This is a genomic window from Arthrobacter sp. SIMBA_036 (genome assembly GCF_046535135.1).
Taxonomy (GTDB): Bacteria; Actinomycetota; Actinomycetes; order Actinomycetales; family Micrococcaceae; genus Arthrobacter.
Map to the genome: position 1 here is coordinate 63,969 of NZ_JAWRXG010000009.1, position 26,982 is coordinate 90,950.

Annotated in this window: 26 protein-coding genes and 1 pseudogene; 18 read left to right on the forward strand and 9 right to left on the reverse strand. The window is 63.2% G+C overall.

Annotated features, from left to right (window positions below):
• Nucleotides 1-217: 217 nt before the first annotated feature.
• A complete protein-coding gene (locus SB659_RS13285) occupies nt 218-1,162 on the reverse strand; it encodes a HipA domain-containing protein (protein WP_410550704.1) in 945 nt (314 codons plus the stop codon).
• A 344-nt stretch (nt 1,163-1,506) separates the two neighbouring features.
• Here SB659_RS13285 and SB659_RS13290 point away from each other — a divergent pair, with 344 nt between their 5' ends.
• From SB659_RS13290 to SB659_RS13340, 11 genes and pseudogenes are all read left to right on the forward strand, one after another.
• Entirely contained in the window at nt 1,507-2,310 is an 804-nt protein-coding gene (locus SB659_RS13290; protein WP_410550705.1) for a hydroxypyruvate isomerase family protein, read from the forward strand.
• A 78-nt stretch (nt 2,311-2,388) separates the two neighbouring features.
• Nucleotides 2,389-3,273, forward strand: a pseudogene (locus SB659_RS13295) (2-hydroxy-3-oxopropionate reductase); the annotation flags it as partial.
• 106 nt (nt 3,274-3,379) lie between these two features.
• Nucleotides 3,380-5,155: a glyoxylate carboligase gene (gene gcl / locus SB659_RS13300; RefSeq protein ID WP_284975127.1), complete on the forward strand. Its 1,776-nt coding sequence runs from the start codon at nt 3,380-3,382 to the stop codon at nt 5,153-5,155.
• A gap of 26 nt (nt 5,156-5,181) precedes the next feature.
• Nucleotides 5,182-6,348: a glycerate kinase gene (locus SB659_RS13305; RefSeq protein WP_410550706.1), complete on the forward strand. Its 1,167-nt coding sequence runs from the start codon at nt 5,182-5,184 to the stop codon at nt 6,346-6,348.
• On the forward strand, nt 6,341-7,690 hold the full coding sequence (gene allB, locus SB659_RS13310) for an allantoinase AllB (protein ID WP_284975129.1): 1,350 nt from the start codon (nt 6,341-6,343) through the stop codon (nt 7,688-7,690). The genes SB659_RS13305 and allB overlap by 8 nt, the downstream gene beginning before the upstream one ends.
• A gap of 10 nt (nt 7,691-7,700) precedes the next feature.
• Nucleotides 7,701-8,468, forward strand: coding sequence for a winged helix-turn-helix domain-containing protein (locus SB659_RS13315; RefSeq protein ID WP_410550707.1), 768 nt, complete (start codon nt 7,701-7,703; stop codon nt 8,466-8,468).
• Nucleotides 8,469-8,563: 95 nt separating this feature from the next.
• Nucleotides 8,564-9,031: a thioredoxin-dependent thiol peroxidase gene (gene bcp, locus SB659_RS13320; RefSeq protein ID WP_284975131.1), complete on the forward strand. Its 468-nt coding sequence runs from the start codon at nt 8,564-8,566 to the stop codon at nt 9,029-9,031.
• Between the two features lie 113 nt (nt 9,032-9,144).
• The gene (locus SB659_RS13325) at nt 9,145-10,251 is read left to right on the forward strand and encodes a PP2C family protein-serine/threonine phosphatase (RefSeq protein ID WP_410550708.1); all 1,107 of its coding nucleotides are present in this window, start codon (nt 9,145-9,147) and stop codon (nt 10,249-10,251) included.
• Nucleotides 10,252-10,270: 19 nt separating this feature from the next.
• On the forward strand, nt 10,271-12,250 hold the full coding sequence (locus SB659_RS13330; RefSeq protein ID WP_410550709.1) for a glycosyltransferase family 2 protein: 1,980 nt from the start codon (nt 10,271-10,273) through the stop codon (nt 12,248-12,250).
• Nucleotides 12,240-12,572 (forward strand): STAS domain-containing protein, encoded by a 333-nt coding sequence (locus tag SB659_RS13335; RefSeq protein WP_284978104.1) that lies wholly within the window; start codon nt 12,240-12,242, stop codon nt 12,570-12,572. The genes SB659_RS13330 and SB659_RS13335 overlap by 11 nt, the downstream gene beginning before the upstream one ends.
• On the forward strand, nt 12,565-12,984 hold the full coding sequence (locus SB659_RS13340; RefSeq protein WP_410550710.1) for an ATP-binding protein: 420 nt from the start codon (nt 12,565-12,567) through the stop codon (nt 12,982-12,984). Before SB659_RS13335 ends, SB659_RS13340 begins: the two co-directional genes overlap by 8 nt.
• Before the next feature lie 36 nt (nt 12,985-13,020).
• Here the strand turns inward: SB659_RS13340 and SB659_RS13345 are convergent, their stop codons facing one another.
• The 3 genes from SB659_RS13345 to SB659_RS13355 all read right to left on the reverse strand — a co-directional run bounded on the left by SB659_RS13345 (nt 13,021) and on the right by SB659_RS13355 (nt 14,896).
• Complete coding sequence (locus tag SB659_RS13345; RefSeq protein ID WP_410550711.1) at nt 13,021-14,115, reverse strand: pyridoxal-phosphate-dependent aminotransferase family protein; 1,095 nt, start codon at nt 14,113-14,115, stop codon at nt 13,021-13,023.
• 110 nt (nt 14,116-14,225) lie between these two features.
• Entirely contained in the window at nt 14,226-14,366 is a 141-nt protein-coding gene (locus SB659_RS13350; RefSeq protein WP_410550712.1) for a hypothetical protein, read from the reverse strand.
• A gap of 47 nt (nt 14,367-14,413) precedes the next feature.
• The gene (locus SB659_RS13355; RefSeq protein WP_410550713.1) at nt 14,414-14,896 is read right to left on the reverse strand and encodes a prevent-host-death protein; all 483 of its coding nucleotides are present in this window, start codon (nt 14,894-14,896) and stop codon (nt 14,414-14,416) included.
• A 98-nt stretch (nt 14,897-14,994) separates the two neighbouring features.
• On the opposite strand from SB659_RS13355, the gene SB659_RS13360 reads away from it, so the two are divergent.
• The 6 genes from SB659_RS13360 (at nt 14,995) to purM (ending at nt 20,119) form a co-directional block, all read left to right on the forward strand.
• Nucleotides 14,995-15,825, forward strand: coding sequence for a phosphatase PAP2 family protein (locus tag SB659_RS13360; RefSeq protein ID WP_410550714.1), 831 nt, complete (start codon nt 14,995-14,997; stop codon nt 15,823-15,825).
• 150 nt (nt 15,826-15,975) lie between these two features.
• Nucleotides 15,976-16,485, forward strand: coding sequence for a 2-oxo-4-hydroxy-4-carboxy-5-ureidoimidazoline decarboxylase (gene uraD / locus SB659_RS13365; protein WP_410550715.1), 510 nt, complete (start codon nt 15,976-15,978; stop codon nt 16,483-16,485).
• Nucleotides 16,482-16,823: a hydroxyisourate hydrolase gene (gene uraH / locus SB659_RS13370; protein WP_410550716.1), complete on the forward strand. Its 342-nt coding sequence runs from the start codon at nt 16,482-16,484 to the stop codon at nt 16,821-16,823. Before uraD ends, uraH begins: the two co-directional genes overlap by 4 nt.
• Before the next feature lie 46 nt (nt 16,824-16,869).
• Entirely contained in the window at nt 16,870-17,202 is a 333-nt protein-coding gene (locus SB659_RS13375; RefSeq protein WP_410550717.1) for a hypothetical protein, read from the forward strand.
• A gap of 134 nt (nt 17,203-17,336) precedes the next feature.
• Nucleotides 17,337-18,971 (forward strand): amidophosphoribosyltransferase, encoded by a 1,635-nt coding sequence (gene purF, locus SB659_RS13380; RefSeq protein ID WP_284978111.1) that lies wholly within the window; start codon nt 17,337-17,339, stop codon nt 18,969-18,971.
• Nucleotides 18,968-20,119: a phosphoribosylformylglycinamidine cyclo-ligase gene (purM, locus tag SB659_RS13385; RefSeq protein ID WP_284978112.1), complete on the forward strand. Its 1,152-nt coding sequence runs from the start codon at nt 18,968-18,970 to the stop codon at nt 20,117-20,119. The genes purF and purM overlap by 4 nt, the downstream gene beginning before the upstream one ends.
• Before the next feature lie 84 nt (nt 20,120-20,203).
• On the opposite strand, the gene SB659_RS13390 is transcribed toward purM, so the two are convergent.
• Nucleotides 20,204-20,974 (reverse strand): VOC family protein, encoded by a 771-nt coding sequence (locus SB659_RS13390; RefSeq protein ID WP_410550718.1) that lies wholly within the window; start codon nt 20,972-20,974, stop codon nt 20,204-20,206.
• Between the two features lie 181 nt (nt 20,975-21,155).
• Nucleotides 21,156-21,380 (reverse strand): DUF3073 domain-containing protein, encoded by a 225-nt coding sequence (locus SB659_RS13395; protein WP_284975140.1) that lies wholly within the window; start codon nt 21,378-21,380, stop codon nt 21,156-21,158.
• Nucleotides 21,381-21,772: 392 nt separating this feature from the next.
• Between SB659_RS13395 and SB659_RS13400 the strand changes: the two genes are divergently transcribed.
• Nucleotides 21,773-22,273 (forward strand): septum formation family protein, encoded by a 501-nt coding sequence (locus tag SB659_RS13400; protein WP_410550719.1) that lies wholly within the window; start codon nt 21,773-21,775, stop codon nt 22,271-22,273.
• On the opposite strand, the gene clpB is transcribed toward SB659_RS13400, so the two are convergent.
• The 3 genes from clpB to SB659_RS13415 form a co-directional block, all read right to left on the reverse strand.
• Nucleotides 22,263-24,944 (reverse strand): ATP-dependent chaperone ClpB, encoded by a 2,682-nt coding sequence (clpB, locus tag SB659_RS13405; RefSeq protein WP_284978116.1) that lies wholly within the window; start codon nt 24,942-24,944, stop codon nt 22,263-22,265. The two genes, SB659_RS13400 and clpB, sit on opposite strands and share 11 nt — an antisense overlap.
• Nucleotides 24,945-25,101: 157 nt before the next feature.
• Nucleotides 25,102-26,169: a sulfate/molybdate ABC transporter ATP-binding protein gene (locus SB659_RS13410; RefSeq protein WP_410550720.1), complete on the reverse strand. Its 1,068-nt coding sequence runs from the start codon at nt 26,167-26,169 to the stop codon at nt 25,102-25,104.
• Nucleotides 26,166-26,978, reverse strand: a complete 813-nt coding sequence (locus SB659_RS13415; RefSeq protein WP_284978118.1) for an ABC transporter permease — start codon at nt 26,976-26,978, stop codon at nt 26,166-26,168. The genes SB659_RS13410 and SB659_RS13415 overlap by 4 nt, the downstream gene beginning before the upstream one ends.
• Nucleotides 26,979-26,982: the final 4 nt, after the last annotated feature.

Below are 26,982 nucleotides of genomic sequence, written 5' to 3' on the forward strand. Positions count from 1 at the left end.
CGGAAAAAGTTGGTCAGACGTATATCTACGTCCAGAGTCACTTAGACCAGGAAGCGGGGCGAACCAGGGAGCCTCCACGGATTTACGTATGTAGGCGAAACAGTATTCGCCACGATCTGACGTCAAAAATCCGACAGGACGGTAGAGCCGGCTGTCAGGGAATTGGCGGGTCACTAGAAGGCGACGTGCCGTGATGTCGGACGATTGTGGTGCAGGTCTATTCAAGACGCTTGTTGCCATCACACAACCTCTTTCTGTTTGCTGCGAGAAGTTCGTCTGCAAACGTATAGGCGACCTCTGACATTGAGGGTATACCTTCCAACACGCCAAGCCATGAGGCGCGGTCCAGCGAACCAATTCGGTCCACAAACTCCTTCGCTCGACCCGATGAGAGTTGCAGTCCCTCCCATGCTACGTCCAGGAGAGTCTTCTTCTTACCATCCTCAAATCGATGGGCCAGCGCCCTCTGGCTCCAGCCCTCAACGCCTGACTCCAAAATTTGGCGCAATCGTGTCTCACTAGCCCCTGAAGCCAATGAACTTCCGTGGTCATAGGACTTGGCGAGACGAGCAGCACCATTGCTGTCCAAAAGACCCCAGTTCAAAGCGTGACGGTCAGTGTTGGCCACCCACGCATCGAGAATCAAATAACCGACGAAAACATCAAGTGCTTCCCACTCCGCAACTGCTGTGTCGGGCGGTCCTGGCTTTCCTTGAAGCAGCTTCGATATGTTGGTCACGTTGTGCCCCACCCTGTTACGCGGGCGATCATTGACGTCGCAGTTCAGGTAGCCATCGAATTCGGATAGGTATGTGTTCCCAGGTTGAAGATCCCACCCTTTCGGAGCGACGTTCCTGGAAATGATCCCCTCCTCACCATCCCGGACGGCGACTTCAACGTCAGCAGCCGGTAGGCCTATTAGGTCCGCGAGTTCGGAAACAATCTTCTCCACATGATCATCTCGTCGCCGGTATCTTGCGCCCGGAACGCTCCCCGGAAGGGTCATGAGCCCATATTTTGCAGGCTTGAAGAGCCACCACTGGGATTTCTCAGAGGGATCGGCGAGCTCCGGTCGCCCGACCCAGTTCTTTCCGTCATCTCCGCCATATTCGGGAGCCGTGATAGGCCAATTCGTAATGTCGCAGGCGTCGTATTTACTCATCACGGTTCCATAGGTACTCGAGCCAGTGACTGATATGACAGTCGACCTTCCATAATGGACAGCCTAGCCGCCCGTCATAGGGAGCGCGGAGTGGGCTCACCGTCTCGATCCGCGCGGACATGGCTTGTCTCCCACGCCGGTATGCCACTAGCTCAAAAGTAGGGCGACGGCTAGGCATCCCAACCCCACCTCCCAACCACCCCCTTGACTCACACCCCCACCTTCCCTAAACTTTTCATAAAGCAGAATCTAAATTCCACAAAGCGGAAACTGAAGCCAAACACCAAGGCAGCAGCCAAGCAACCCGGAAGATAGATCAAAGCCCCTCCTCGGAAGGACCTACGATGACGTACACAGTGAACTGCTCCATCCTCCTGACGGAGCTGCCCTTGCTCGAGCGCCCCGCCGCCGCGAAGGCAGCCGGTTTTGACGCCGTCGAGTTCTGGTGGCCCTTCGCCACTTCGGTTCCCACAGACAAAGAGACAACTGAGTTTGAAACAGCCATCAAGGACGCCGGCGTTCAGCTCACGGGCCTGAACTTCAACGCTGGCAACATGCCCGGCGGCGACCGCGGCCTGGTTTCCTGGAAGGGACGTTGCTCCGAGTTCAAGGACAACATCGACGTCGTAGTCGGCATCGGTGAGCGCCTCGGTTGTAAGGCCTTCAACGCCCTCTACGGCAACCGCCAGGACGAGTTCACCCCTGAAGAGCAGGACGAACTCGCGGCCAAGAACCTCGGCGCAGCAGCGGAGGGCGTCGCCCGCATCGGCGGCACCGTCCTCCTCGAACCGGTCAGCGGCGCACCCAAGTACCCGCTCCTCACCGCCGAAGACGCACTCAAGGTCATCGCCCGCGTCAAGGCAGAATCCGGCGCCCAGAACATCAAGCTCCTCGCGGACTTCTACCACCTCGCAGTCAACGGCGACGACGTCGAATCCGTCATCGAGAACCACGCCAAGGACTTCGGCCACATCCAGATCGCCGACAACCCCGGCCGCGGCGCTCCGGGAACCGGCAACCTCCCCCTCGGCGAATGGATCGCCCGCAGCCGCGAACTCGGCTACGACGGCTACATCGGCCTCGAGTACAAGGAACCGCAGGAGTCGGCCTTCAGCTGGGCCATCCGCCAGCGCGCCGACGCCAACTAGCGCACGACGGCGGCACCCGCCACAGCGACTGACTCACCATCCAGCACACCTGAGCTAAAACAGACTTTCAGAAAGAGAACCACAATGAGCAACGTTGCAGTCATCGGCCTCGGAATCATGGGCCTCCCCATGGCCATCAACCTCGTCAAGGCCGGCCACACGGTCACCGGTTTCAACCGCAGCCAGGACAAGATCGACAAGCTCGTCTCCGAAGGCGGCCAGGGTGCCACCAGCATCGCGGACGCAGTCAAGGACGCCGACGTCGTCATCACCATGGTCCCGGACTCCCCCGATGTTGAGGGTGTTGTCAGCGGCAAAGACGGCGTCTTCGCCAACGCGAAGCAGGGCACTCTTTGGATCGACGCATCCAGCATCCGCCCGGACGTTGCCAAGCGTCTCTCCGAAGAAGCCGTAGCAGCCGGCATCCGCCCGCTCGATGCGCCCGTGTCCGGTGGTGAACAGGGCGCCATCGACGCCGTCCTGTCCATCATGGTCGGCGGCGAAAAGGCAGACTTCGAGGCAGCACAGGAAGTCCTCAACGCAGTGGGCAAAACCATCGTCCACGTCGGCCCGTCCGGCTCCGGCCAGACCGTCAAGGCAGCCAACCAGCTGATCGTGGCCGTCAACATCCAGGTCCTCGGCGAGGCAATCGCCTTCCTCGAGGCTTATGGCGTAGACACCGACGCAGCACTGAAGGTCCTCGGCGGCGGCTTGGCCGGCTCCAAGGTCCTCGACCAGAAGGGCCAGAAGATGCTGGACCGCAACTTCGACCCTGGCTTCCGCTTGGCCCTCCACCACAAGGACCTCGGCATCGTCACCTCCGCAGCCCGCGAAGCCAACGTCGCTGTCCCGCTCGGCGCCGTCGTCGCCCAGCTCGTCGCCGCAACCGTCAACCAGGGCGACGGCGGCCTGGACCACTCGGGCCTCTTCAAGCAGGTCCTCCAGCTCAGCGGCCGGAAGTAAGCCCAAAGGCAACTAAGCAACACACAGCAGGGAACCCGCCGTCGTACATAAATAACGACGGCGGCTCCCTCACCACACCCAAAAACAGACTTTCAAGGAGTACACCATGGCAAAGATGCGCACAGTTGATGCGGCAGTCGCCATCCTGGAAAAGGAGGGCGCCACCGAGGCGTTCGGCCTGCCAGGCGCAGCCATCAACCCGTTCTACTCGGCAATGCGTGCCCACGGCGGCATCCGCCACACGCTGGCCCGCCACGTTGAAGGTGCCAGCCACATGGCCGACGGCTACAGCCGCGCAGCTGATGGCAACATCGGTATCTGCATCGGCACGTCGGGCCCCGCAGGCACGGACATGATCACTGGCCTGTACGCAGCCCAGGCTGACTCGATCCCCATGCTCTGCATCACCGGCCAGGCACCCGTTGCCAAGCTGCACAAGGAAGACTTCCAGGCTGTGGACATCGAGTCCATCGCCAAGCCGCTCACCAAGTTCGCCATGACCATCCTGGAGCCGGGCCAGGTTCCCGGCGCCTTCCAGAAGGCGTTCCAGCTGATGCGTTCGGGTCGTCCGGGCCCGGTTCTGCTGGACCTGCCCATCGACGTTCAGATGGCCGAGATCGAGTTCGACATCGACGCCTACGAGCCCCTGCCGGTGGAGAAGCCCAAGGCTTCCCGCAAGCAGCTCGAGAAGGCTTTGGATCTGCTGACCGCGGCCAAGCACCCGTTGATCGTCGCCGGTGGCGGCATCATCAACGCCGGTGCTTCGGCTCAGTTGGTAGAGCTGGCCGAGATCCTGAACGTTCCCGTTATCCCCACGCTGATGGGCTGGGGCGCCATCCCGGACGACCACCAGCTGATGGCCGGCATGGTTGGCCTGCAGACCTCGCACCGCTATGGCAATGAGACCTTCCTGCAGAGCGACTTCGTGATCGGCATCGGCAACCGTTGGGCCAACCGCCACACCGGCGGCCTGGACACCTACACGGCTGGCCGTAAGTTCGTTCACATCGACATCGAGCCGACCCAGATCGGTCGCGTTTTCTCCCCGGACTTGGGCATTGCGTCCGACGCCGGTGCGGCGCTGGACGGTCTGTTGGAGCTGGCCCGTGAGCGCCAGGCAGCAAAGACCCTGCCGGACTACTCGGGCTGGGTTGCCGAGTGCCAGGAGCGCAAGGGCTCCCTGCACCGCAAGACCAACTTCAGCAACGTGCCCATCAAGCCGCAGCGCGTGTACCAGGAGATGAACAAGGCCTTCGGCCGCGACACCACCTACGTGTCCACCATTGGCCTGTCGCAGATCGCCGGCGCCCAGATGTTGCATGTGTTCGGTGCCCGCAAGTGGATCAACGCAGGCCAGGCCGGTCCGCTGGGTTGGACCGGTCCCGCAGCCCTCGGCGTGGTTCGTGGCACCCCGGACGCGACGGTTGTTGCCTTGTCCGGTGACTACGACTTCCAGTTCATGATCGAGGAACTGGCCGTAGGCGCACAGTTCAACCTGCCCTACATCCACGTGGTGGTGAACAACAGCTACCTGGGCCTGATCCGTCAGAGCCAGCGCGGCTTCAACATGGAGCAGAACGTTTCCCTGGCCTTCGAAAACATCAACTCCCCGGAGACAAACGGCTACGGCGTTGACCACATCAAGGTTGCCGAGGGATTGGGCTGCAAGGCCATCCGCGTCGAGAACCCGGACGACCTGCCTGCCGCTTTCGACAAGGCCAAGGCACTGATGGGCGAGTTCAAGGTTCCCGTGGTTGTTGAAGTGATCCTGGAAAAGATCACCAACATCTCCATGGGCGTTGAGATCAACGGCGTGAACGAGTTCGAAGAGCTGGCTGAGACCGCTGAGGACGCCCCCACCGCGATCCTCACCAAAGCGTAAATAACAGTAAGAAGGGAGGCACCGGAATGCGTGTTGTCATCGCCCCGGACAAATTCAAGGGCTCGCTGTCCGCGCCCGACGTCGCCAAGCACCTGGCTACAGGCTTGCTGGCGGGGTTCGGGCAAGGTTTGGAGGCAACACACATTCCGGTGGCCGACGGCGGCGAAGGAACCATCGACGCCGCGATCGGTTCCGGCTTCACCCGCCGGACCACCACCGTCACCGGCCCGCTCGGCGAACCCGTGCAAGCGGACTTCGCGGTCCGGGAGCAGGAAGCTGTCATCGAAATGGCGGCAGCTTCCGGTCTCGCCCTCCTCCCCGAGGGGCCAACCCGCGAAACCGCCAAGAACGCAACAAGCCTTGGAACCGGCGAACTCATCCGCGCCGCGCTGGACCTCGGTTGCCGCAAGATCATCCTGGGTGTGGGCGGCAGCGCCAACACCGACGCCGGCGCGGGAGTCCTCCAGGGCCTCGGGGCAGTCTTCCTGGACAAGGACGGCAGCGAGCTCCCCGGCGGCGGCGCTGCCCTGGCAAGGCTGGAAACCATCGACTTCTCCAACTTCGACGTCCGCATCGAAGCCACGGAGTTCGTGTTGGCGTCCGACGTCGACAATCCCCTGTTGGGGGCCAGCGGAGCCCCAGCGATCTTCGGACGGCAGAAGGGTGCGACGCCGGACGACGTCGCCGAGCTGGACGCGGCGCTGAGCCACTTCGTGGACGTCCTCGCGGCAACAACCGGCCCACAGGCAAAGTTCGCAGCCAAGGCCGAGGGTGCCGGAGCAGCGGGCGGCGTTGGCTACATTGCCATCGCGGCACTGAAGGCCGAGCGGCGGCCGGGCATCGACGTCGTGCTTGAATTCACCGACCTCGAAGAGAGGCTGAAGGGCGCCGATCTGGTCATCACCGGCGAAGGCAGCCTGGATGAACAAAGCCTGCTCGGCAAGACGCCCATGGGTGTCTCCCGGGCGGCGCAACGGAACGGGGTTCCCGTGATCGCAGTGTGCGGCCGGAGTACCCTGAGCCGGGAACAACTCACGGACGCCGGCTTCCACACGGTCCATGCCCTGACCGATCTGGAAAAAGACGTCCAACAATGTATCGCCCAAGCAGGTCCGCTGCTTGAACAATTAGGTAAGCACATAGGCGTGTACCTGGCGGAACGGACCGAAAACAAGGAGTACCTCAATGTCTGAAGCAATCGGCGCCTATGACCTCGTTATCCGGGGCCAGCGCATCCTGACCACCGCCGGTATCACTGCCCGCGAAGTCGGCATTCGCGATGGCGTTATCGTCGCGATCGAACCCCTCGGCAACGGACTGACCGGCAACGAGGTCATCGAACTCGCAGACGACGAAACCCTCATCCCCGGCCTGGTGGACACCCACGTCCACGTCAACGAGCCCGGCCGCACCGAGTGGGAAGGCTTCGCTTCGGCCACCCGCGCCGCAGCAGCCGGTGGCGTGACCACCATCATCGACATGCCGTTGAACTCCATCCCTCCCACCACCAGCGTTGACGGCCTGGAGCAGAAGCGCGTGGTGGCCAAGGACCAGGCGTTCGTGGACGTCGGATTCTGGGGCGGTGCGATCCCGGGCAACAAAAAGGACCTCCGCCCGCTGCACGATGAAGGCGTGTTCGGCTTCAAGTGCTTCCTCCTGCACTCCGGCGTGGACGAATTCCCGCACCTTGAAGCGGATGAGATGGAAGAGGACATGGCTGAGCTCAAGTCCTTCGACTCCCTGATGATCGTGCACGCAGAGGACTCCCACGCGATCGACCGCGCACCCCACCCGGGCGGTGACCACTACGAAACTTTCCTCGCCTCCCGCCCCCGCGGCGCCGAGAACAAGGCCATTGCCGAGGTCATCGAACGCGCACGCTGGACCGGCGCCCGCGCCCACATCCTGCACCTCTCGTCCTCGGACGCGCTGCCGATGATCGCCTCCGCAAAGCGCGACGGCGTCAACCTCACCGTTGAGACGTGCCCGCACTACCTGACGCTCATGGCCGAGGAAATCCCGGACGGCGCCACGGCCTATAAGTGCTGCCCGCCCATCCGCGAAGCCTCCAACCGCGAGCTCCTGTGGAAAGGCCTGCAGGATGGCACCATCGACTGCATCGTCTCGGACCACTCCCCCTCCACCTTGGACCTGAAGGACCTGGAAAACGGCGACTTCGCCGTGGCGTGGGGCGGCGTTTCCTCCCTGCAGCTGGGCTTGTCCTTGATCTGGACCGAAGCCCGCCACCGCGGAATCCCGCTGGAACAGGTGGTCTCCTGGATGTCCGAGAAGCCTGCCGCACTGGCCCGGCTGCAGACCAAGGGACAGCTCGCCCTGGGCTACGACGCCGACTTCTCCATCTTCGCCCCGGATGAGGCATTCGTGGTGGATGTCACCAAGCTCAAGCACAAGAACCCGATCACGCCGTACGACGGCCGTCCGCTGGCCGGCGTCGTCCGCAAAACCTACCTGCGCGGCACCCCGATCGACGGCCAGAACCCCGGCGGCAAACTGCTCCGCCGCGGTAACGTGTAGGCCCACTGCCATGGCAGTGAATGCTTATGGGCCGCCGCCCTCGCGAGGACCCGCAGCACGCGGTTCCGCCGCGCGGCGTGGCACCAGCCTGAGCACGAATGGCCTGAGCACGAATGACCTGAGCAGACCGGGCTTGAGCGCGCGAGGCCTGGCGCTGTGGGTCAACCCTGCCGAGGGCGACGAGCTCGACCCTGAGGTCTGGGAGCGGGCGGCGCGCTTGGTGCTGGCCCGCGCCATGAAACTTGCCCCGGAGGCGGAAGTCCGCATCTGGCCCGCCACCGGGGCAGAGCACTCCGGCGTCGGTGACACTTCCTGGTGCGGCACTCCACAGGAAGCCGCCGACGCCGGTAACCACCTTTCGGGGCCGGGCAGCGTGACGCTTGCGGATGCCCTGGCTGAAGGCGACGCCGCTGGCGCTAGCACCGCCGTCGAGCCCGTAACGTTGGCAGCCCGTCGCAGCCAAGTTGCAATCGACCTCGCCGCTGAAGTAGTACTGCTCGACGGCGAGCCCGTTGCCTTTACTGGCATGGAATACAAGCTGCTGCGCTACCTGGTGGTGAACTGCTCACGGGCCATAAGTCGTGAAGAATTGCAACGCTTCCTGGAGTCATTTGACCTTCCCGGCGCGGCATTTCGCTCGATCGACGTTTATGTTGGAAGAGTGCGGCGGAAGCTCGGAAGTGCCCGCCACACGGTCTCCACCGTCCGTGGTGGCGGCTACCAGTTCGTGCCAGGCCCCTATGCCACCGTGCGCGGACCTGCGGAATACAGCATCTGACGCCGTTGTTATAGGAAGTCAGAGCTCCGCACTGTGAAAGATCGCTGTTGTTTGAATAACCGCCGGTGCACACCGGTTGAATGTAAAGGATCGGCATGACCCACAAACTCCTCGTCGGAACGCAAGCACCTGATTTCGCGCTTCTCGACGCCGACGGCACCAAGGTCTCGCTGTCCGATTACCGCGGACGCAACGTCATCGTCTACTTCTACCCCAAGGCTGCAACCCCGGGCTGCACCACCGAGGCCTGCGATTTCCGCGACAACCTCGCCAGCTTGCAGGGAAACGGCTACGACGTCATCGGGATTTCCCCGGACGCCCCGGAAGCCCTCGCCAAGTTCACGGGCGAATTTGCCCTCACTTTCCCGCTGCTCTCCGATGAGGACCACGCCGTTGCCCGCGCATACGGTGCCTGGGGCGAGAAGCTGGTCGACGGCGAGATCGTCGAAGGCCTGGTCCGCTCCACCGTGGTGCTCGACGGCGAAGGCACAGTGAAGCTCACCCAGTACCAGGTCAGCGCCAAGGGCCATGTCCAAGCGCTCAAGGAAGAGCTCGGCGTCTAGCCCTCTCCGCATAACTGCACATTTCCTGTAACGCCCGCTCGCAAATGTGAGCGGGCGTTACATGTCTCGTGACTAAACGTGACAAAACCTCAGCATCATTAGTTAATGGATCCATGGTCTCCCCCACACCAGTGCGCCACGCAGTAGTCATCGAAGACGACGCCGATATCCGCGGACTCCTCGTTGTAGTCCTCACGCAACTCGACTTTGTGGTCACGGAAGCAGCTGACGGCCTATCCGGCGTCGAAGCTGTCCGCAACACCAATGCCGAACTCGTCACCCTGGACGTCAATCTTCCGGACATCGATGGAATGGAAGTCTGCCGCCGCCTGCGGGAATTCTCGGACGCGTACATCCTCATGCTCACCGCCCGCGCGGACGAGATCGACCGACTGAACGGCTTGGATACCGGCGCTGACGATTACATCAGCAAGCCCTTCAGCCCCAAGGAAGTCCAGGCACGCATCCGTGCCCTGTTCCGCCGGGCGCGCACCCCTGCCGCGCCGGCCGAGGATCAGCGCCAGAGCGACGAACTCGCCCGCGCCGCCGTCGTCCAGCAAAGCCTGCTCCCCCGGGAGACGGTGCGCCTGGACGGGTACGACGTCGCCGGTGCCTTCAGGCCATCGCGCAGCGTTGGCGGGGACTTCTACGACTGGTACCAGACCCCCACCGGCATGCACCTGACCTTCGCAGATGCGATGGGCAAGGGGATGGGTGCCGCGCTCATCGCCGCCACCGTCCGGGCAGTCATGCGCTCGGTCGCCGATACCCCGGTCCTCGACGACGCTTTCGAATCGGCAGGGGCCACCATTACCTCGGACCTGGATCAGTCCGGCTCCTTCGTCACCATGTTCCATGGGAGGCTGGAGAGCGCATCGGGCACACTCAGTTACATCGACGCCGGTCATGGACTGGGGCTGTATGTTCCTGCCGACGGCGCCGCGCAACGACTCGTTTCAGCAGGCCCACCCGTGGGGATACTCGAAGACCAGCACTGGCCGGCGGCCGAACTCGAGCTCGGGCCCGGCGACTCCTTGGTGATCGTCAGTGACGGTGTCCTGGATGCCCATAACTCGCTGGATGACTTTGTCATGAACGTCGAGAAAGTGACTCGCGAGGGAACCACCTCCGAGGACGTGTGCGCTGCCCTGCTCGAACTGGCGCCCGCGGCAACGGCGGAAGACGACGTCACCGCCGTCGTCGTTCGCCGTCAACGCTGAGCCGCGCGGAAGGGGAACTGTGACGCGTTTCTGGACCCGCCTCTTCGTTGTCCTCACGGTCATCCTGGGCCTCAACTATGTGGCCTGGCGCTGGTTTGCCTCGCTGAACTGGGAGGCCTGGTGGATCGCCGTTCCTTTGGTGATCGCCGAGACCTACAGCCTCATCGACGTCATGCTCTTCGGCTTGACCGTGTGGAACCTGAAGATCCGCAAGCCGCCACCGGCGCCCCCGGAGACGGCCACGGTGGACGTCTTCATCACCACCTACAACGAGCCGCTGGACCTGGTGATGACCACGGCACTGGCTGCCAAGAATATCCGGTGGCCGCACAGCACGTGGATTCTCGACGACGGCAACCGCCCGGAGATGCGCGAACTAGCCGAGTCGAACGGCATCGGTTACGTGACGCGAGGCGCTGACTGGACCCCGGACATGCCCCGGCACGCCAAGGCCGGCAACCTGAACAACGCGCTCATGGTCACCTCCGGTGAATACCTGTTGATTCTCGACGCCGACCAGATCCCCGAGCCGGACATCCTGGACAAGACCCTGGGTTACTTCAACGATGACCGCGTGGCGCTGGTGCAGACACCTCAGTACTTCATCAACGTCCCGGCAGACGATCCCCTGGGCAGCCAGGCTCCCCTGTTCTACGGCCCAATCCAGCAAGGCAAGGACGGCTGGAACGCGGCGTTCTTCTGCGGCTCCAACGCGATCCTGCGCCGGGAAGGGCTGATGCAATTGGGCTTGGTGGGTTACGTCCAAGCCACCGAGAAGAGCGTCCGGCGTGCACTCGCGGCTTCCCGCTCAGCCATCAAAAAGGCCCGCAGGTCCACGGAAGCAGAGAATCCGCTGGTGGCGGAGATGCTCACGCAAGTGGAGGCCGCCACGGAGTCCGCACAGCAGGAGCTCAAAGCCGGTGCGTCCCTCAGTGAGATCACGTACCGCGTGCGTCGCAAGGTGGACGAGGCCGTGCGCACGCTCGTGGCTGCCGATTTCTCCGCCCTGCAATCGGACTTGGACGAGATCGCCGCCATGGAACTGGCCCAAGTCGGCGAGGGAGGCGTCACCACTGTGGCCAGTGACGCCGTCGACCTGATGTCCGGACGCGATTGGTCTCCGTTGGGCGCGCTCGAATCCGTGCACGCCATCCTCGCGGCCATCTCCGTGGAACGAATGGACGAAGCCCAGCCCATCATGCCGCTGGCCACCATCTCGGTGACCGAGGACATGGCGACCTCCATGCGCCTGCACGGGCTCGGCTGGAAGAGCGTGTACCACCACCAAATCCTCGCCAACGGCCTGGCGCCCGAGGACTTGAAGACCATGTTGACCCAACGGCTCCGTTGGGCCCAGGGCACCATGCAGGTCCTGCTGCGTGAAAATCCGTTGGTTCAGCGCCGCATGTCCTGGGGCCAACGGCTCATGTACTTCTCCACCATGTGGAGCTATCTGAGCGGCTTCGCCGCCGTCGTGTACTTCGCAGCGCCGATCATCTACCTGACGCTCGGCATCCTTCCGGTCAGCAGCCTCAGTTACGACTTCTTCATCCGTTTCATCCCGTTCATGGTGGTCAACCAGCTCCTGTTCGTGGTGGCAGGCCACGGCATTCCCACGTGGCGCGGCCAGCAGTACAGCCTTGCGTTGTTCCCCACCTGGATCAAAGCATGTACGACGGCGGCACGTAACGTCTGGTTCGGCCGCCCGCTCGGGTTCGCTGTCACCCCCAAGGCACGGCAGAGCGGTGGGCCCAGCTGGAGCCTCATCCGCCCCCAGATCATTGTGGGCGTGCTGCTGGCCGTAGCAATGGTGACGGGAATCGCCCGGCTGCTGACGGGGCTCTCGGAGCCTTTGGGCACGCTGGTGAACGTGGCGTGGGTAACGTACGACATCGTGGTTTTGAGCGTGCTGGTCAAAGCAGTTTTGTACAAGGGGTTCGTTCCCGAAGACTTGGTCAACGTTGAAGGTCCTGACGAGAGGAATGCAGATGCCGTTTAGCTATGAGGTCAAAGACTCCTACGCGGAGGTGAAGAGCGTGGGCCGGCTGAACATGGTGGCTGCGCCCAAACTCCGCGAAGTCGTGGCGGAAGTTGTGGCGGCCGGCTCCAGCCGTGTTGTGGTGAACCTTGCCGAAACCGACTTCCTGGATTCCTCCGGGCTCGGTGCACTCATCGGTTGCCTCAAAGCCGCTCGCCAAGCCGGCGGGGACTTGCGCATTGCCGGTGTGCAGCCGCAGGTGAAAATGGTGCTGGAACTGACCAACATGGACCGGGTGCTCACCGCATACCCCTCGGCTGAAGAGGCGTTCGGCGATGACTGACGTGATCGCCCGCCGCGGCTACCGGGGCGAGTCCAACGAAGAAGCAATCGAGGCCATCCACAACGAGTTGGACGGTTTGTGGGAAGACGCCTCCTTCGTGCCGGACTTGGACAGGATGACGTTTGCCACAGCCGTCATCGAGGCTGCGGCCAACATCGTCCAGCACGCCCTACCGGTCGCCGAGAAGCCCGTGGAGATCGACGTCGACATCTGCGTCCGGCCCAACCGGCTGGTGGCCCGTGTCAGTGCCTTCAACGCGCGGGAACCCTTTGCCGAAGAGATGCAGGCTTCCATGCCGGATGCAGATGCAGAGTCGGGCCGTGGCCTGGCACTCATCGAGGCGTTGGTGACTACCGTGACCTTTGAACGCGAAGACGGAACCAACACCTGGATCCTGACCCGCAACACGTGACCTCGTTATCTGCCCCTCGTAGAGAGACCAAAAGCCCTAGGCTTTCGCGATGGCCTCTTTCAGTGCGCCCAAGACCAAGGTCACTGATGCCGGATTGGCGTTCGGACCCATCATGCCGATCCGCCACACCGTGTCCGCAAACGCGCCAACGCCCGAGCCAATTTCCATGCTGAAGTTCTCCAGAAGGTAACTTCGGACCGCGGCCGAGCTGACGCCGTCGGGCACCTTGACGGTGGTGAGGCTTGGCAGCCGTGACCCTTCGGCCGCGAACAATTCGAGCCCCATCTCCTGCAGCCCCTCCTGCAACGCAGTTCCCGCAGCGCGATGCCGCGCCTGCACCACGTCCAGGCCTTCGGCGAGGATCCGGTCCAGTGCCGCCTCCAGTCCGGCGATCATACTGACTGGGGCGGTGTGGTGATACGTCCTGGCGCCGCTCGCAGCTCCGACGTATCCGCCGAGCAGGCCAATATCGAGGTACCACGATCGCGGCTCCTTCACCCGACGCTCGAACGCGTGATCGGACACCGTGAACGGCGAGAGACCCGGTGGGACGCCCAAGCACTTCTGTGTCCCTGCATATCCGACGTCGATCCCCCAGTCGTCTGCGCGCAGTTCCAGTCCGCCGATGGACGTCACTGCATCGGTGATCAGCAGGGCGTCGCCCTTGCCTGCGCCAAGGGCGGCTATGTCCGAGAGCACGCCGACGGAAGTCTCGGCATGGACGGCGGCTATGACCTTCGGATTCGGATGCGCCGAAAGTACTCGTTCGGCGTCCACGGGTTGGCCCCACTGGTGATCCACACGGACCACAGTGGCTCCGCAGCGCCGGGCGACCTCGCACATCCGCTCACCGAAGAGCCCGTTGACGGCGATGACCGCCACGTCGCCGGCGGAAACGGTGTTCACGAAAGCTGCCTCCATGCCGCCGGAACCGGTGGCACTCAACGGCAGGGTGCGGGCGTTCGAGGTGCCCCAAACGGCGCGCAGGCCTTCACACGTCCGGTCCAGCCGCTCGATGAACACCGGGTCGAGATGCCCCAGCACCGGGTATGCCAAAGCGGCCATGGCTTCCGGGTAGCAATTGCTCGGCCCGGGACCGAACAGGAACCGTGACGTCAGGATGTCTGGCATGGGGAACTCCTTTGGCTGTTGACGCCATTCTGCCCCAGCCAAGAGCGTCGATCTGATCTTCAGATCAAGTGGGGTTTCGCATTTCCCCGGAATCGACCACCGGGGCGGCGCTACTTGGTCTGGTTGGGGTGGCTGGTATGGACCTGTTCCAAGTAGACGATCTGTCCCTCAACGTAGAACCAGAGGCGAGCGGTGCCCTTGAGTGTCGGCTTATGCTGCCACCGGTCATGGGAGGAACCGTTTCGGTTCACCCGCCCGAGTTCACCTTTGAGCCGATAGTTAAAGGGGGTTTCTCCGCTCAGCCTTTGATTCCTTCGCCATGCGCTTGGGGGCGCTCGACGGCTTCGGCTTCATCGAGCCACTCCACCGGCTGCCTGCCCAGACCCGCGGCGATCGCCGTAGCTGTTTCACGCCAGGAGGTAAGTTCAGCAATGGAAAGATGGGGCTGATGCGTGGCGAAAGACGCACGAGCCGCCGACAATACAGCAGTCGCGCAGGCTTCCTGGTCAGCCGGGCTGAGGGCCAACATCCAGGGAAAGCGATCGCTCATGCGGCCGGCGAGCGTTCCGTCAGTGCTCGTGGAGACAGCAACGAGCTGCGCTGCGAGTTCCAGTAATGCATCGCGCGCTTTGTCCGCGGACTCGGACATCAGCACCAGCGATTCGCCATCGCGGCGTGTGACGTGGACAGGATGATCAACCGCGGCTGCAAAAACGTCTGCGGATGCGCGGCTCAGTTCAGAAGACTTGAATGTCGTTCTTGGAAATGTTGCTGCGCTCATGTAACAACACTAACTCAGAACACGTTCTGAAGTCCATCGGAGACCAAAATGCTAAGGTTACTCACTAATATGGAGTCCGCCCCGAGCAAAGGACCACAGTGACTGCTCAAGAGCCTAAAACGCCGGAAACGGGCGTTCGTGGTGAGGTGAACCAGGACCGCTTTGTCGGCGGGCAGGACCTCACTCGCTGGAAGTCCCCCGTCGGCCGATTCATGGTCAGGATCGCCCAGCGGATCACGGCCTTCCTTGGCCCTTACGCCGCGCTTGTCATCACACTGGCGGTGGGCCTTGCGGTGGTGCTTGCCTTGGCCCTGGTGTTCGGTGAGGTCTACGAATCAGTGACCGAGGCCGACGGCGTCGCCGGATTGGATCATCCGGTACTGGACGCCGCCAAGAGCGTCAGATCCCCGGCCCTGAATGTGGCCGTAACGGCATATACGGATATCGGCGGCACCATCGGCATGCCCATCATCGCCGTCGTCATCATGATTTGGTTGGCCCTGCGCAGGCGATCCTGGACTCCTGTCATCTTGATTGTCACTGCGGGACTGGGCTCCTTGCTGATGACCATTGCGGGCAAGCAACTCTTTGGCCGTGCCCGTCCGAACCTCAGCGACGCCGTCCCACCGTACGAGCACTCGCCGTCGTTTCCGAGCGGTCATTCCCTCAATTCGATCGTGATCGCCGGCATCGTGGCCTACATCATCATCCTCCGGCTGGAGACCACCCGCGCCCGGGTGATCACCATACTGGTCGCCTCGGCGTTTGCCATCACCATCGGGCTGAGCAGGGTGTACCTGGGCCATCACTGGCTGACCGACGTTCTGGCGGCGTGGGCTTTGGGTATCGCATGGCTGGCCTTGGTCATCACCGCGCATCGCCTGTACCTCACGGTTCGCGCCCGGCACTCGCAGCACGTAGTCTCTTGACACCAGCACTCATCCTCCGCTTGACTATTACGTATGCTGAAATAACAGTTCCATGATGTGGAAGTAGAAGTCATTGCTTCCTCCTGCTACCAGCAGGAGTTCCGCATAGCCAACGCCATGGATGCCAGCATTTGCACGAGGATGACAAGCATGGAGCTTGCAGTATTCAACAGTGTTGACCGCGATGAGGCCATCAGGATCCTGACGCCCTGCCTGGACATCAGCCGCTGGGTCAACGACGTCGTGGACGCCCGTCCGTTCGCCAGCCTGGACGAGTTGCTCGCCCGGGCCCGGAAGGCCGCCGATCCCTTTACGCCGGACGAGGTGGAGTCCGCTTTGGCCCATCACCCCCGGATTGGCGAACGCCCTAAGGCCCAGACAACCGAAGCCGCAATGTCGCGCTCGGAACAGGCCGGTGTGGACCCCGGAGATAGTGGAACCACTGCCGCTTTGGCCGAGGGCAACCTGGCCTACGAAGAGAAGTTCGGCAGGGTGTTCCTGATCCGTGCTGCCGGCCGGAGCGCCCAGGAAATCCTGGGTGCCCTGCAGGAACGCCTCACCCACACGCCCGAAGAAGAAGACATCATTGTGGCCGGCCAGCTCCGGGAGATCGCATTGTTGCGGCTCGCCGGGCTGATCAGCGAAGGAGTGAACGCATGACCGTTTCGCAGGTAACAACCCACATCCTGGACACAGGTTCCGGCCGCCCGGCGGCGGGCGTCGCCGTCGTACTTTATGTGCGCGGGGGCAGCGACTGGACCTTGGTGGCCAAGGGCGAGACTGACGCCGACGGCCGCATCAAGACGCTTGGCCCGGAACGAATTCCGGGCGGCGCCTACCGCCTGAACTTCGCCACGGGCGCGTATTACGAGGGCCTTGGCACCGAAACGTTCTTCCCGGAGGTCGACTTGAACTTCACGGTTTCCGACGCCGGTGAGCACTACCACGTGCCGCTCTTGCTCAGCCCGTTCGCCTTCTCCACCTACCGCGGAAGCTAACAGCCGCCCGCCAAGGCGGCACCAGCTGAACGGTAGGCTTTAAGGCATGGCTTCAGAGGACACCACCCCCAACACCGCCCACCGCGAGATTACGGTTCGCCGGGCGCCCAAGTTCGTACCGTTCATGATTCTTGGCGCGGTGGTGGGCGCCATAGTCGCCGCGATTATTGCCTACGGCCGCCCGGCCGACCCCGCCTACGACGCAAGCACGGTCTTCGGTTTTTTCCTGATCGTCTGCATCGGGGGCGGCGTCATCCTTTTCTCGATCCTCGCCCTCATCCTGGACCGGCTCAGCGTGAAGCGGTCCGAACGCGCCGTCGTGGAGGCCGTTCCGGATTCAGTTCCGGATGCAGGACCGGACGACGACGGCGTCAGCTAACCAGGTCTACTGAAGGGTCATCCGGTGCAGGTGCGAATGTGAAACTCGCCGCATTTTTGCCCGAACAGGCTATTTTGGCGGTCACATAAGCTGAGCGGGAACGTACCACGGCCACAACATGAGACAATCGACCAGTGGCACGTGGCGACGGAAAACTTTCTCATGATCTTCTCCCCGGCGAAAAAGGCCCCCAGGACGCTTGTGGCGTCTTCGGGGTTTGGGCTCCCGGTGAAGAAGTAGCAAAACTCACCTATTACGGGCTGTATGCGCTGCAGCACCGCGGACAAGAGTCGGCTGGTATTGCTACCAGTGACGGCAAGCGCATCAATGTCTACAAAGACATGGGCCTCGTGTCCCAGGTCTTTGACGAGACAACCCTGAATACCCTCACCGGTCACTTGGCTGTAGGCCATTGCCGGTACTCCACCACCGGTGCAAGCCACTGGGCCAACGCGCAACCCACCTTGGGTGCGACCGCGACGGGCACCGTTGCCTTGGCCCACAATGGCAACCTGACCAACACCGCTGAGCTCCGGGAAATGATCCTGGGGCGCAACGACGGCCAGCTCACCGGTGAAATGAAGCAGGGCAACACCTCGGACACGGCACTGGTGACTGCCCTCCTTGAAGGCGAAGAGGGCAAAACCCTTGAGCAGACTGCGCTTGAGCTGCTCCCCAAGATCAAGGGTGGATTCTGCTTCGTCTTCATGGACGAAGGAACCCTCTACGCCGCCCGGGACACGTACGGCATTCGCCCCCTGTGCCTCGGCCGCCTGGAACGGGGATGGGTTGTCGCTTCCGAGCAGGCGGGTCTGGCTACTGTTGGCGCCAGCTTCATCCGCGAGATCGAGCCCGGCGAATTCATTGCCATTGACGAGGACGGCGTCCGTTCGCAGCGCTTCGCCGAGGCGACTCCTGCGGGTTGCGTCTTTGAGTACGTCTACCTTGCCCGCCCGGATGCTGCCATTGCTGGCCGTTCCGTGTATGAGGCCCGCGTTGAAATGGGCCGCCAGCTGGCCCGTGAGAACACGCACGAGGCAGACCTTGTCATTCCCGTTCCCGAGTCCGGCACCCCGGCCGCTGTTGGCTACGCTGAGCAATCGGGCATCCCCTTTGCGCACGGCTTTGTGAAGAACGCCTATGTGGGCCGCACGTTCATCCAGCCTTCACAGACACTGCGCCAGCTCGGTATTCGCCTCAAGCTCAACGCCCTGGAATCGGTGATCCGTGGCAAGCGCATTGTTGTGGTGGATGACTCGATCGTTCGCGGCAACACGCAGCGCGCCATCGTCCGGATGCTCCGGGAAGCCGGTGCCGCCGCGGTACACGTGAAGATTTCTTCTCCTCCAGTCCAGTGGCCGTGCTTCTACGGCATCGACTTCGCATCCCGTGCAGAGCTGATCGCCAACGGTGCAACGATCGATGAGATCTCCCAGGCCATCGGTGCTGACTCACTGGCTTACATTTCCGAAGACGGCATGATCGGTGCCACTCAGCAGCCGCGCGAACGGTTGTGCACGGCGTGCTTCACGGGCAAATACCCCATCGAACTTCCGCACGCGGACAAGCTGGGCAAGAACTTGCTGGAACGCACGGATTTGGGTGGACAGGCTCCGGCGGAGTCCGCGAGCGACGAAGTTGCCGATTCCGAGGACCCGGCCGAGAAGCCGGGCGCCACGGGTTGCGATCCGGGACCGGACGCTGAATTCGAGAACCTGCTGACCGACGCTGATCGTTTGACCGACGCCGACAAGAAAGAGCCCGTATGACCTCCGCAACCCCTGCCGCTGGAAACGCCGCGAACGGCATCACCTATGCTTCGGCAGGTGTCGACGTCGAAGCGGGAGACCGCGCCGTCGAACTGATGAAGGGTGCCATCAAGGCGACCCACAACACCTCGGTGATTGGCGGCGTCGGCGGTTTCGCTGGCCTGTATGACGTCTCCAAGCTGCTGACCTTTAAGAAGCCGCTGCTGGCTACCTCCACGGACGGCGTGGGCACCAAGGTTGCCATCGCACAGGCCATGGACATCCACGACACCATAGGTTTCGACCTCGTGGGCATGGTGGTCGATGACATCGTCGTGGTGGGTGCCGAGCCGCTCTACATGACTGACTACATCGCTTGCGGCAAGGTTGTTCCGGAGCGCATCGCTGACATCGTCCGTGGTATCGCTGCGGCTTGTTCCGTTGCGGGTACTGCCCTTGTGGGCGGCGAAACCGCCGAGCACCCGGGCCTTCTGGGTGAGCACGAATACGACGTCGCCGGAGCCGCTACCGGCGTCGTGGAAGCTGACGCGCTGCTCGGCCCGGACCGCGTACGCGAAGGTGACGTCGTGATCGGCATGGCCTCCTCGGGCCTGCACTCCAACGGCTACTCCCTGGTTCGCCGAGTCATCAACCACGCCGGTTGGGCACTGGACCGCCAGGTTTCCGAGCTCGGACGGACCTTGGGTGAAGAGCTCTTGGAACCCACGCGTGTGTACGCGGCCGATTGCCTGGACCTGACCCGCGCGTTCCCGCTGAGCGGCGGCGCAGCAGTGCACGGCTTCAGCCACGTCACCGGTGGTGGCCTGGCCGCCAACCTGGCCCGCGTCCTGCCCCAAGGCCTCGTGGCCACGGTTGACCGCAGCACGTGGGAATTGCCGGCGATCTTCAAGCTGGTCTCTGAGTTGGGGAACGTTCCCCTGGCTGACCTGGAGCGCACACTGAACCTCGGCGTTGGCATGATCGCCATTGTGTCCCCCGAGGTTGCCGACGCTGCGGTAGCCCGCCTCAACGACCGCGGACTGCCGTCATGGGTCATGGGCACCGTGTCGTCCAACAGCGACTCGATCGACAAGACCGGTCCGGACTACGTCCAGGGCGCCAAAGGCGTCGACGGCGGCGCCGTCCGTCTGGTGAACGCCTACGCCTAGGCGTCTTACCGCCTTCTGAAAGAGCGGCCGGCCAGTTGATCCCAACTGGCCGGCCGCTCTTTGATTTAGACCTGGATCAGGGGTTTAGACCTGGATCAGGCTCAGCACTCCACCCTGCGGGTCCTGGATGGTGGCAAGGGATCCGCTTTCCGGCTTCTCCTCAGGCTCCACTATGACCTCTCCCCCAGCGGCAACCGCGGCCTCCACGGCTTTCCGGAGGTCAGCCACGGCAAAGTACACCTGCCAGCTGGCGTCCTCGCCGGCATCGGCAGGAACTATCCCGGCGACCTCGTCACCATTGACCAGCAGCGTACTGTAATTCGCGCCGTCGTCCTGTGGATATTCGGTGACCTGATAACCGAACAGCTGCTGGAAGAAGCCGACGGCGGCCTGCGGCTCAGGCGTCAGGAGCTCGGCCCAGGCCAACGCCCCGGGCTCGTTGAAAAGGTGGCTGCCCCGATGCGTGCCGGCCTGCCAGATGCCGGTGGTGCCGCCCCCAGGGGGCTCAATGAACGCCAGCGTACCTGTGTCCGCGACTGCCTCGGGCCCGAACTCCAGCTTTCCCCCGGCGTGCACACTGTCCTCGGCCACTTCCTCCGCATCCGTCGCAGCGATGTAGATGTTCCACTGCCCGTGCGTCCCGGCGGCTTGTTGCATCGGATTTTGGGGCGCAATCACAGCCACCAAATCATCTCCGACGAAGGCCTGGGCGTAGCTGCGCCCATCAGGTGTGGGAAGGTCCTCATATCTCCAACCGAACAGAGCCTGGTAGAAGTCTTTAGCTGCAGGGACGTCCCGCGTTTGAAGGTCGGCCCAGCACGGCTCACCGTTGGCGTAATGTTTGCGCGTGGTCACACGAAACTCCCTTCCCGAGGTTTAATGTCCAGACTACGCAAAAAAGACCCCCGGGTACGCCAAACTTCAGCGTGCCCCGAGGGCCTTCTCAAGAGATATACGGCATCCGGAGATGCGCGACGACCTGATGTACGACGGCGGTTCGCAACACAGCGCCAAAGGCACTTGGTGTTTACGACAGCTATCCGATACGGCGGGTGTCTACCTCGTCGTCATCATCATCCGCGTACTTATCCTCGTAGGCCGAGTAGTCGGGCTCCGGAGGATCGTCCGGGAAGTGGCTCTTTACACGACTGGACGGACCCGTGAGCTCCCGCTCAAGTGCCGAATAGTCAGTGTTCGGGGAGTAATACTTGATGTCCCGAGCCTGCTTGGTAGCTTTTGCCTTTTGACGGCCGCGCCCCATGGCGTGACCCCCTTTTGTACTTGGACCGGAGGTGGTCACCTTGGCTATCGGTGAGGCCCCGGAATGTTTGGTCAATTTGTCGTATGTCTAGATTACATGCTTTCAGGGGTGCCCGTGTGCCATCGGCGTCGCCCGAGGGGCCCGCCCCTGGTTAAACCCGGGTTCAGCACCTCCAAAGGTCCCCAAAATTGGGTAGAGTCTGCTTCAATGCGGCTCCAGAGCAGGAAGGCACACACCGGGACATGACCCAAGACAACATTCCGCCGTCGGAAAGCTCACCGTCGGACACGTCCGCGTGGGCGCCTTCATTTCCCGAGGATCAAAGGCAGGATCCATCACGGGACGCGCCAGAGGATTCGCCAGTTAGATCTAAATCCTCAAGGAACCCCATCATGCGGCAAAGGATCATCATCGCCGCAATCGTTGTGGGCGTGCTCGTGCTGATCGGCGCGGTTATCTGGACCCTCCTGAACGTGCTTGGCAGCCACCCCGCGGCGGGCGGCAGCCCCGCCCCCACGACCTCGGCAAGCCAAGGGCCGCTGCCGCGCGACGAGGCCGCAAAGAACTTCCAAGCCGGCGAGTGTTTTGCCGACTTCAACCCGAACAACGCGACCGCCAAGGCGGTGGCGTGCAATACCCCACACTCAGCGCAACTTGTCGCGGTGTTCAACTATGGCGCGGACGATTCCTTCCCGGGAACAAAGGCCCTCGGCGAGAAGGGCCGCGAGGTCTGCCACGGGGCGACACTCAACGCGGCGGCCGCGAACTACCAGTTGCTCCAGCAGAACGTCTACCCCAGCTCCAGTAGCTGGGACCGTGGCGACCGCCGCGTTGATTGCTTCATCGTGGTGGACTCAGGCAACACCATCAAGGACGACGTCCTCAAGAAGTAGCCTGGGACCCCTGCTTCCGGCGGACGGTGAGACCCGCCCCTGCCGTGGGGCTGCCGTCGGGACTTACCAACGCCTCGAGGCCTTCCATGGTGAGTTCGTCCAGATCGGCGGCTGTGTCCACCAAGACGGTGTCACCGTCAGCGATCTCCCCGGCGAGGATCTCCTTTGCCAAGCGGTCGCCGATTTCACGCTGCACCAGCCGGCGCAACGGCCGGGCGCCGTAGGCAGGATCGTAACCGGACATCGCCAACCAGGCGCGCGCCCCGTCAGTTACCTCCAGGCTCAGGCGGCGATCGCGCAGCCGCTTGGTCAGTTCGGCCACGTGCAGCTCGACGATCCTTGCAAGCTCATCCACGGACAGCGGATCAAACAGCACAATCTCATCCAACCGGTTCAGGAACTCAGGTTTGAACGACCCCCGGACCACGGCCATGACAGCCTCACGCTTTGAGGTGGCGTCCAAGTTCGGGTCCACCAGGAACTGGCTTCCCGAGTTCGAGGTCAATACCAGGATCGTGTTCCGGAAATCCACGGTGCGGCCCTGCCCATCGGTGAGCCGGCCGTCGTCGAGCACCTGCAGGAGGATGTCGAAGACCTCCGGGTGGGCCTTTTCCACTTCATCGAGCAGCACCACAGAGTACGGACGACGACGCACGGCTTCGGTCAACTGCCCGCCTTCCTCGTAGCCCACATATCCCGGAGGTGCACCCACGAGGCGGGCAACAGCGTGCTTCTCGCTGTACTCGGACATGTCGATCCGGATCATGGCGCGCTCGTCATCGAAGAGGAAGTCCGCCAAGGCCTTCGCCAGCTCGGTTTTGCCCACCCCGGTGGGTCCCAGGAAGAGGAACGAGCCCGTGGGACGGTTGGGATCGCTGATACCGGCACGGGCACGGCGCACGGCGTCGGACACAGCCTGGACGGCTTTGCCCTGGCCAATCAGACGCTTTCCGAGCTCCTCCTCCATGTGGAGCAGCTTCTGCGACTCGCCTTGCAGCATGCGGCCGGCGGGGATGCCGGTCCAGGCCGAAATGACCTCGGCGATATCATCCGCTGTGACGTCCTCGGCAACCATGAGCTCAGGCTTGTTCTCGCCACTGGTGCGGGCTTCCTCTTCGGCTGCGGCACTTAGCTCACGCTCCAGCGCGGGCAGCTCACCGTAGAGAATGCGCGACGCCGATTCCAGGTCGCCCTCTTGCTCGTACTTCTTCTGCGCCGAGCGCAACTCGTCGATCTTTGCCTTGAGGTCACCCACGCGGTTGAGGCCGGCCTTCTCCGCTTCCCACCGCGCGTTGAGGGCGTTGAGCTCTTCCTTCTTGTCCGCCATGTCCGCGCGGAGGGCAGCCAGCCGCTCCACCGAGGCCGGGTCGGTCTCGTTCTGCAGCGCCAGTTCTTCCATGGTCAAACGGTCGACGGCGCGGCGGAGCTGGTCAATCTCTTCGGGCGCGGAATCGATCTCCATGCGCAGCCGGGACGCTGCCTCGTCCACGAGGTCGATGGCTTTATCCGGAAGTTGGCGGCCGGAGATGTAGCGGTTGGACAGGGTTGCCGCAGCTACCAGCGCGGAATCGGCAATGGCCACCTTGTGGTGCGCCTCGTAGCGTTCCTTCAGGCCGCGAAGAATGCCGATGGTGTCCTCGACGCTCGGCTCGCCCACGTAGACCTGCTGAAAACGGCGCTCCAACGCAGGGTCTTTCTCGATGTTCTCCCGGTACTCATCCAAGGTGGTGGCACCGATCAGGCGCAGCTCACCGCGGGCCAGCATCGGCTTGAGCATGTTGCCTGCATCCATGGCACTCTCGCCGGTGGCACCGGCACCCACCACGGTGTGGATTTCGTCGATAAAGGTGACGATCTGGCCGTTGGAGTTCTTGATCTCTTCCAGCACAGCCTTGAGCCGTTCCTCGAACTCGCCGCGGTACTTGGCGCCGGCCACCATGGAAGCAAGGTCCAAAGCGATGAGGGTCTTGCCGCGCAGGCTCTCCGGGACGTCACCAGCCACCATCCGCTGTGCCAGGCCTTCGACGACGGCAGTCTTGCCCACGCCGGGTTCGCCGATCAGCACCGGGTTGTTCTTAGTCCTGCGGCTCAGGACCTGGATGACACGGCGGATCTCGCTATCGCGGCCGATCACGGGGTCCAGCTTGCCGGAACGCGCCACTGCGGTGAGGTCGGTGCCGAACTTCTCCAACGCTTGGAAAGTGTTTTCCGGGTCCGGCGAGTTCACATTCCGATCGCCTCGCACACCAGGCAGTGCGGCGAGCAGCGCCTCGTGGGAGGCCCCGGCGTCGCGCATTAACTTCCCTACCGCGTCACTTCCGGCCGAGAGTCCCAGCAGGAGGTGCTCGGTAGAGACGAAGGAATCGCCCAGTTTATCGGCCTCGTTTTGGGCTGCTTGGATGGCCTGCACGGTCTGGCGGGACAGTTGGGCCTGCTGGACGGAGGTGCCGGACGAGGACGGCAGCGCCTTGATGGCCGAGCTGGCCTGCACGCTGACGGCGTCCGGATCGGAGCCCGTGGCCCGGAGAAGGGCCACCGCCACACCCTCGCGCTGATCCATGAGGGCTTTCAGCAGGTGCGCGGGCTCCACTTGGGGGTTGCCTGCGGTGGAGGCATTCATGGCGGCCGCAGAAAGGGCCTCCTGGCTTTTGGTGGTGAATTTGACGTCCAAAGAGTGCTCCCTTTCTGGGTGTGACCAATACTTTCAAAGTTGAGTCTACTACGCTCAAGTTTGATTTACCCGCTCTGGTCTCCATGTTTGCCCACGGCGAAAGGCCTGTCCAGAAAAAGGGGTGGCTATGTGAATAACGCTGAATCCGGACGCGCTCCTACGCCGGATATACAGACACCAACGCGGCTTTGACCACGAACCGCACTTCCATTCCCGGCACCAAGCCCAGATCGGCGGACGCGGCGGGCGTGATGTCAGCGGAGAGGGTGTGCTGCCCTGTGTCCGCCCGTACCCGGATCTGGTCGCCGTGCGGTTCGAGTTCGGTGATGGTGACCGCGAAGGAATTGCGCGGGCTTCCGTGGACGTCGCCCAGGAACACCGAAATGCTCGACGGCGGGAAGGCTGCCACACCTGCCTGGCCCGGCTGGGGCAACCACGCGGGATCGTGCTGCCCGGCGAAAACCTGCCCGTCCGGCGTCGCAATTCCTTCCCCTGTGATGGTCCCGGATACGAGGTTGAGCCCGGCCAGTCCGGCCGCGAACGCGCTCCGCGGCCTTTCGAGGATCCGGCGGGTGGGGCCCTCCTCCACGATGCGGCCGTTATCCACAACGATCACACGGTCGGCAAGCATGTACGCGTCCAAGACGTCGTGGGTGACGATGATGGCTTTCCGCCCCCGCAAGACCCTCTTGAGCACGCGGCGAAGCATGGGCGCAGCGTGGATATCGAGGGCGGCCATCGGCTCATCAAGGAGCAGCAGTTCGGGCTCGGCGGCAAGGGCCCTGGCCACCGCGACGCGTTGCGCCTGCCCGCCCGAGAGCTGCGAGGGCTTGCGGTCCGCGAAGGCCAGAGCGTCCACCTCGGCCAACCAGTGGCGGGCAGCCTCGCGCGCAGCCTTTCTCGACGCTCCCGTGCTCCGCGGCCCGAAGGCCACATTTTCCAAGGCATCCAGATGCGGAAAGAGCAGCGAATCCTGGGCCAGCAACGCGGTACCGCGAAGGTGCGGTGGGCGCCAGTGGTGGGTGCCGCCGTCGAGGTCGAACAACCTCCGCTCCCCCAAAACCGCGGTGCCGGAATCCGGTCGCAGCAGTCCAGCGATCATCCCCAGCAGCGTGGACTTGCCCGCGCCGTTGGGACCAAGGACTGCCACGGTTTCAGCATCGGCGAGGCTGACGGACATGTCGAATTTCCGCGCGGACAAGGCTGCTTTGAAAGTGAAACTCATAATGCTGCCCCTTGCCGGCTCCGTCGGCGACCATAACTGAGCCCAACCACGGCCATCGCCACCGCCACCAGAACCAAGGAAAGCGCGACGGCGGCATCGGCATCGGTCTCGCGTTGCAAGTAGATCTCCAGCGGGAGGGTTCGGGTGACCCCTTCCAGGCTCCCTGCGAAGGTAAGCGTGGCCCCGAACTCACCCAAGCTTCGAGCGAAGGACAGCACCGCCCCCGAAGCCAGGCCAGGGAGAACCAACGGAAGCGTAACCCGGCGCAGTACCGTGGTGGGCCGGGCCCCCAGAGTGGCAGCCACAGCCTCGTACCTGTGCCCGGCCGAGCGCAGGGCCCCCTCAAGGCTGACCACCAGGAACGGCAGGGCAACGAACGTCTGGGCGAGGACCACCGCCGTCGTTGAAAACGCGATCTGGATACCTGCCAACTCGAGCGACTTTCCCAAGAGGCCTTGCCTGCCAAACGTATACAGCAGGGCGATACCGCCGACGACGGGCGGCAGCACCAGGGGCAGCAGGACCAAGGCGCGGAGGAGGCGTTGTCCACGGAACGCGCCGCGGGCCAGCACGAGCGCGAGCGGGACCCCGAGCACGATGCACAACAGTGTGCTGGCAGTGGCCGTCCGCAGGCTCAGGCCCAAGGCCGTGCGCGCCGATTCGGACGTGACCAGGGGGATGAACTGCGCCCAATTGACCTTGGCCACCATGGCCGCCAAAGGCAGGATCACCAACAAACCACCGATGGACGCGACGGCGTAAATCCACCCCGGTATCCCGTGGTAGCTGTGGCTGTTGTGTTTGTTCATGGGC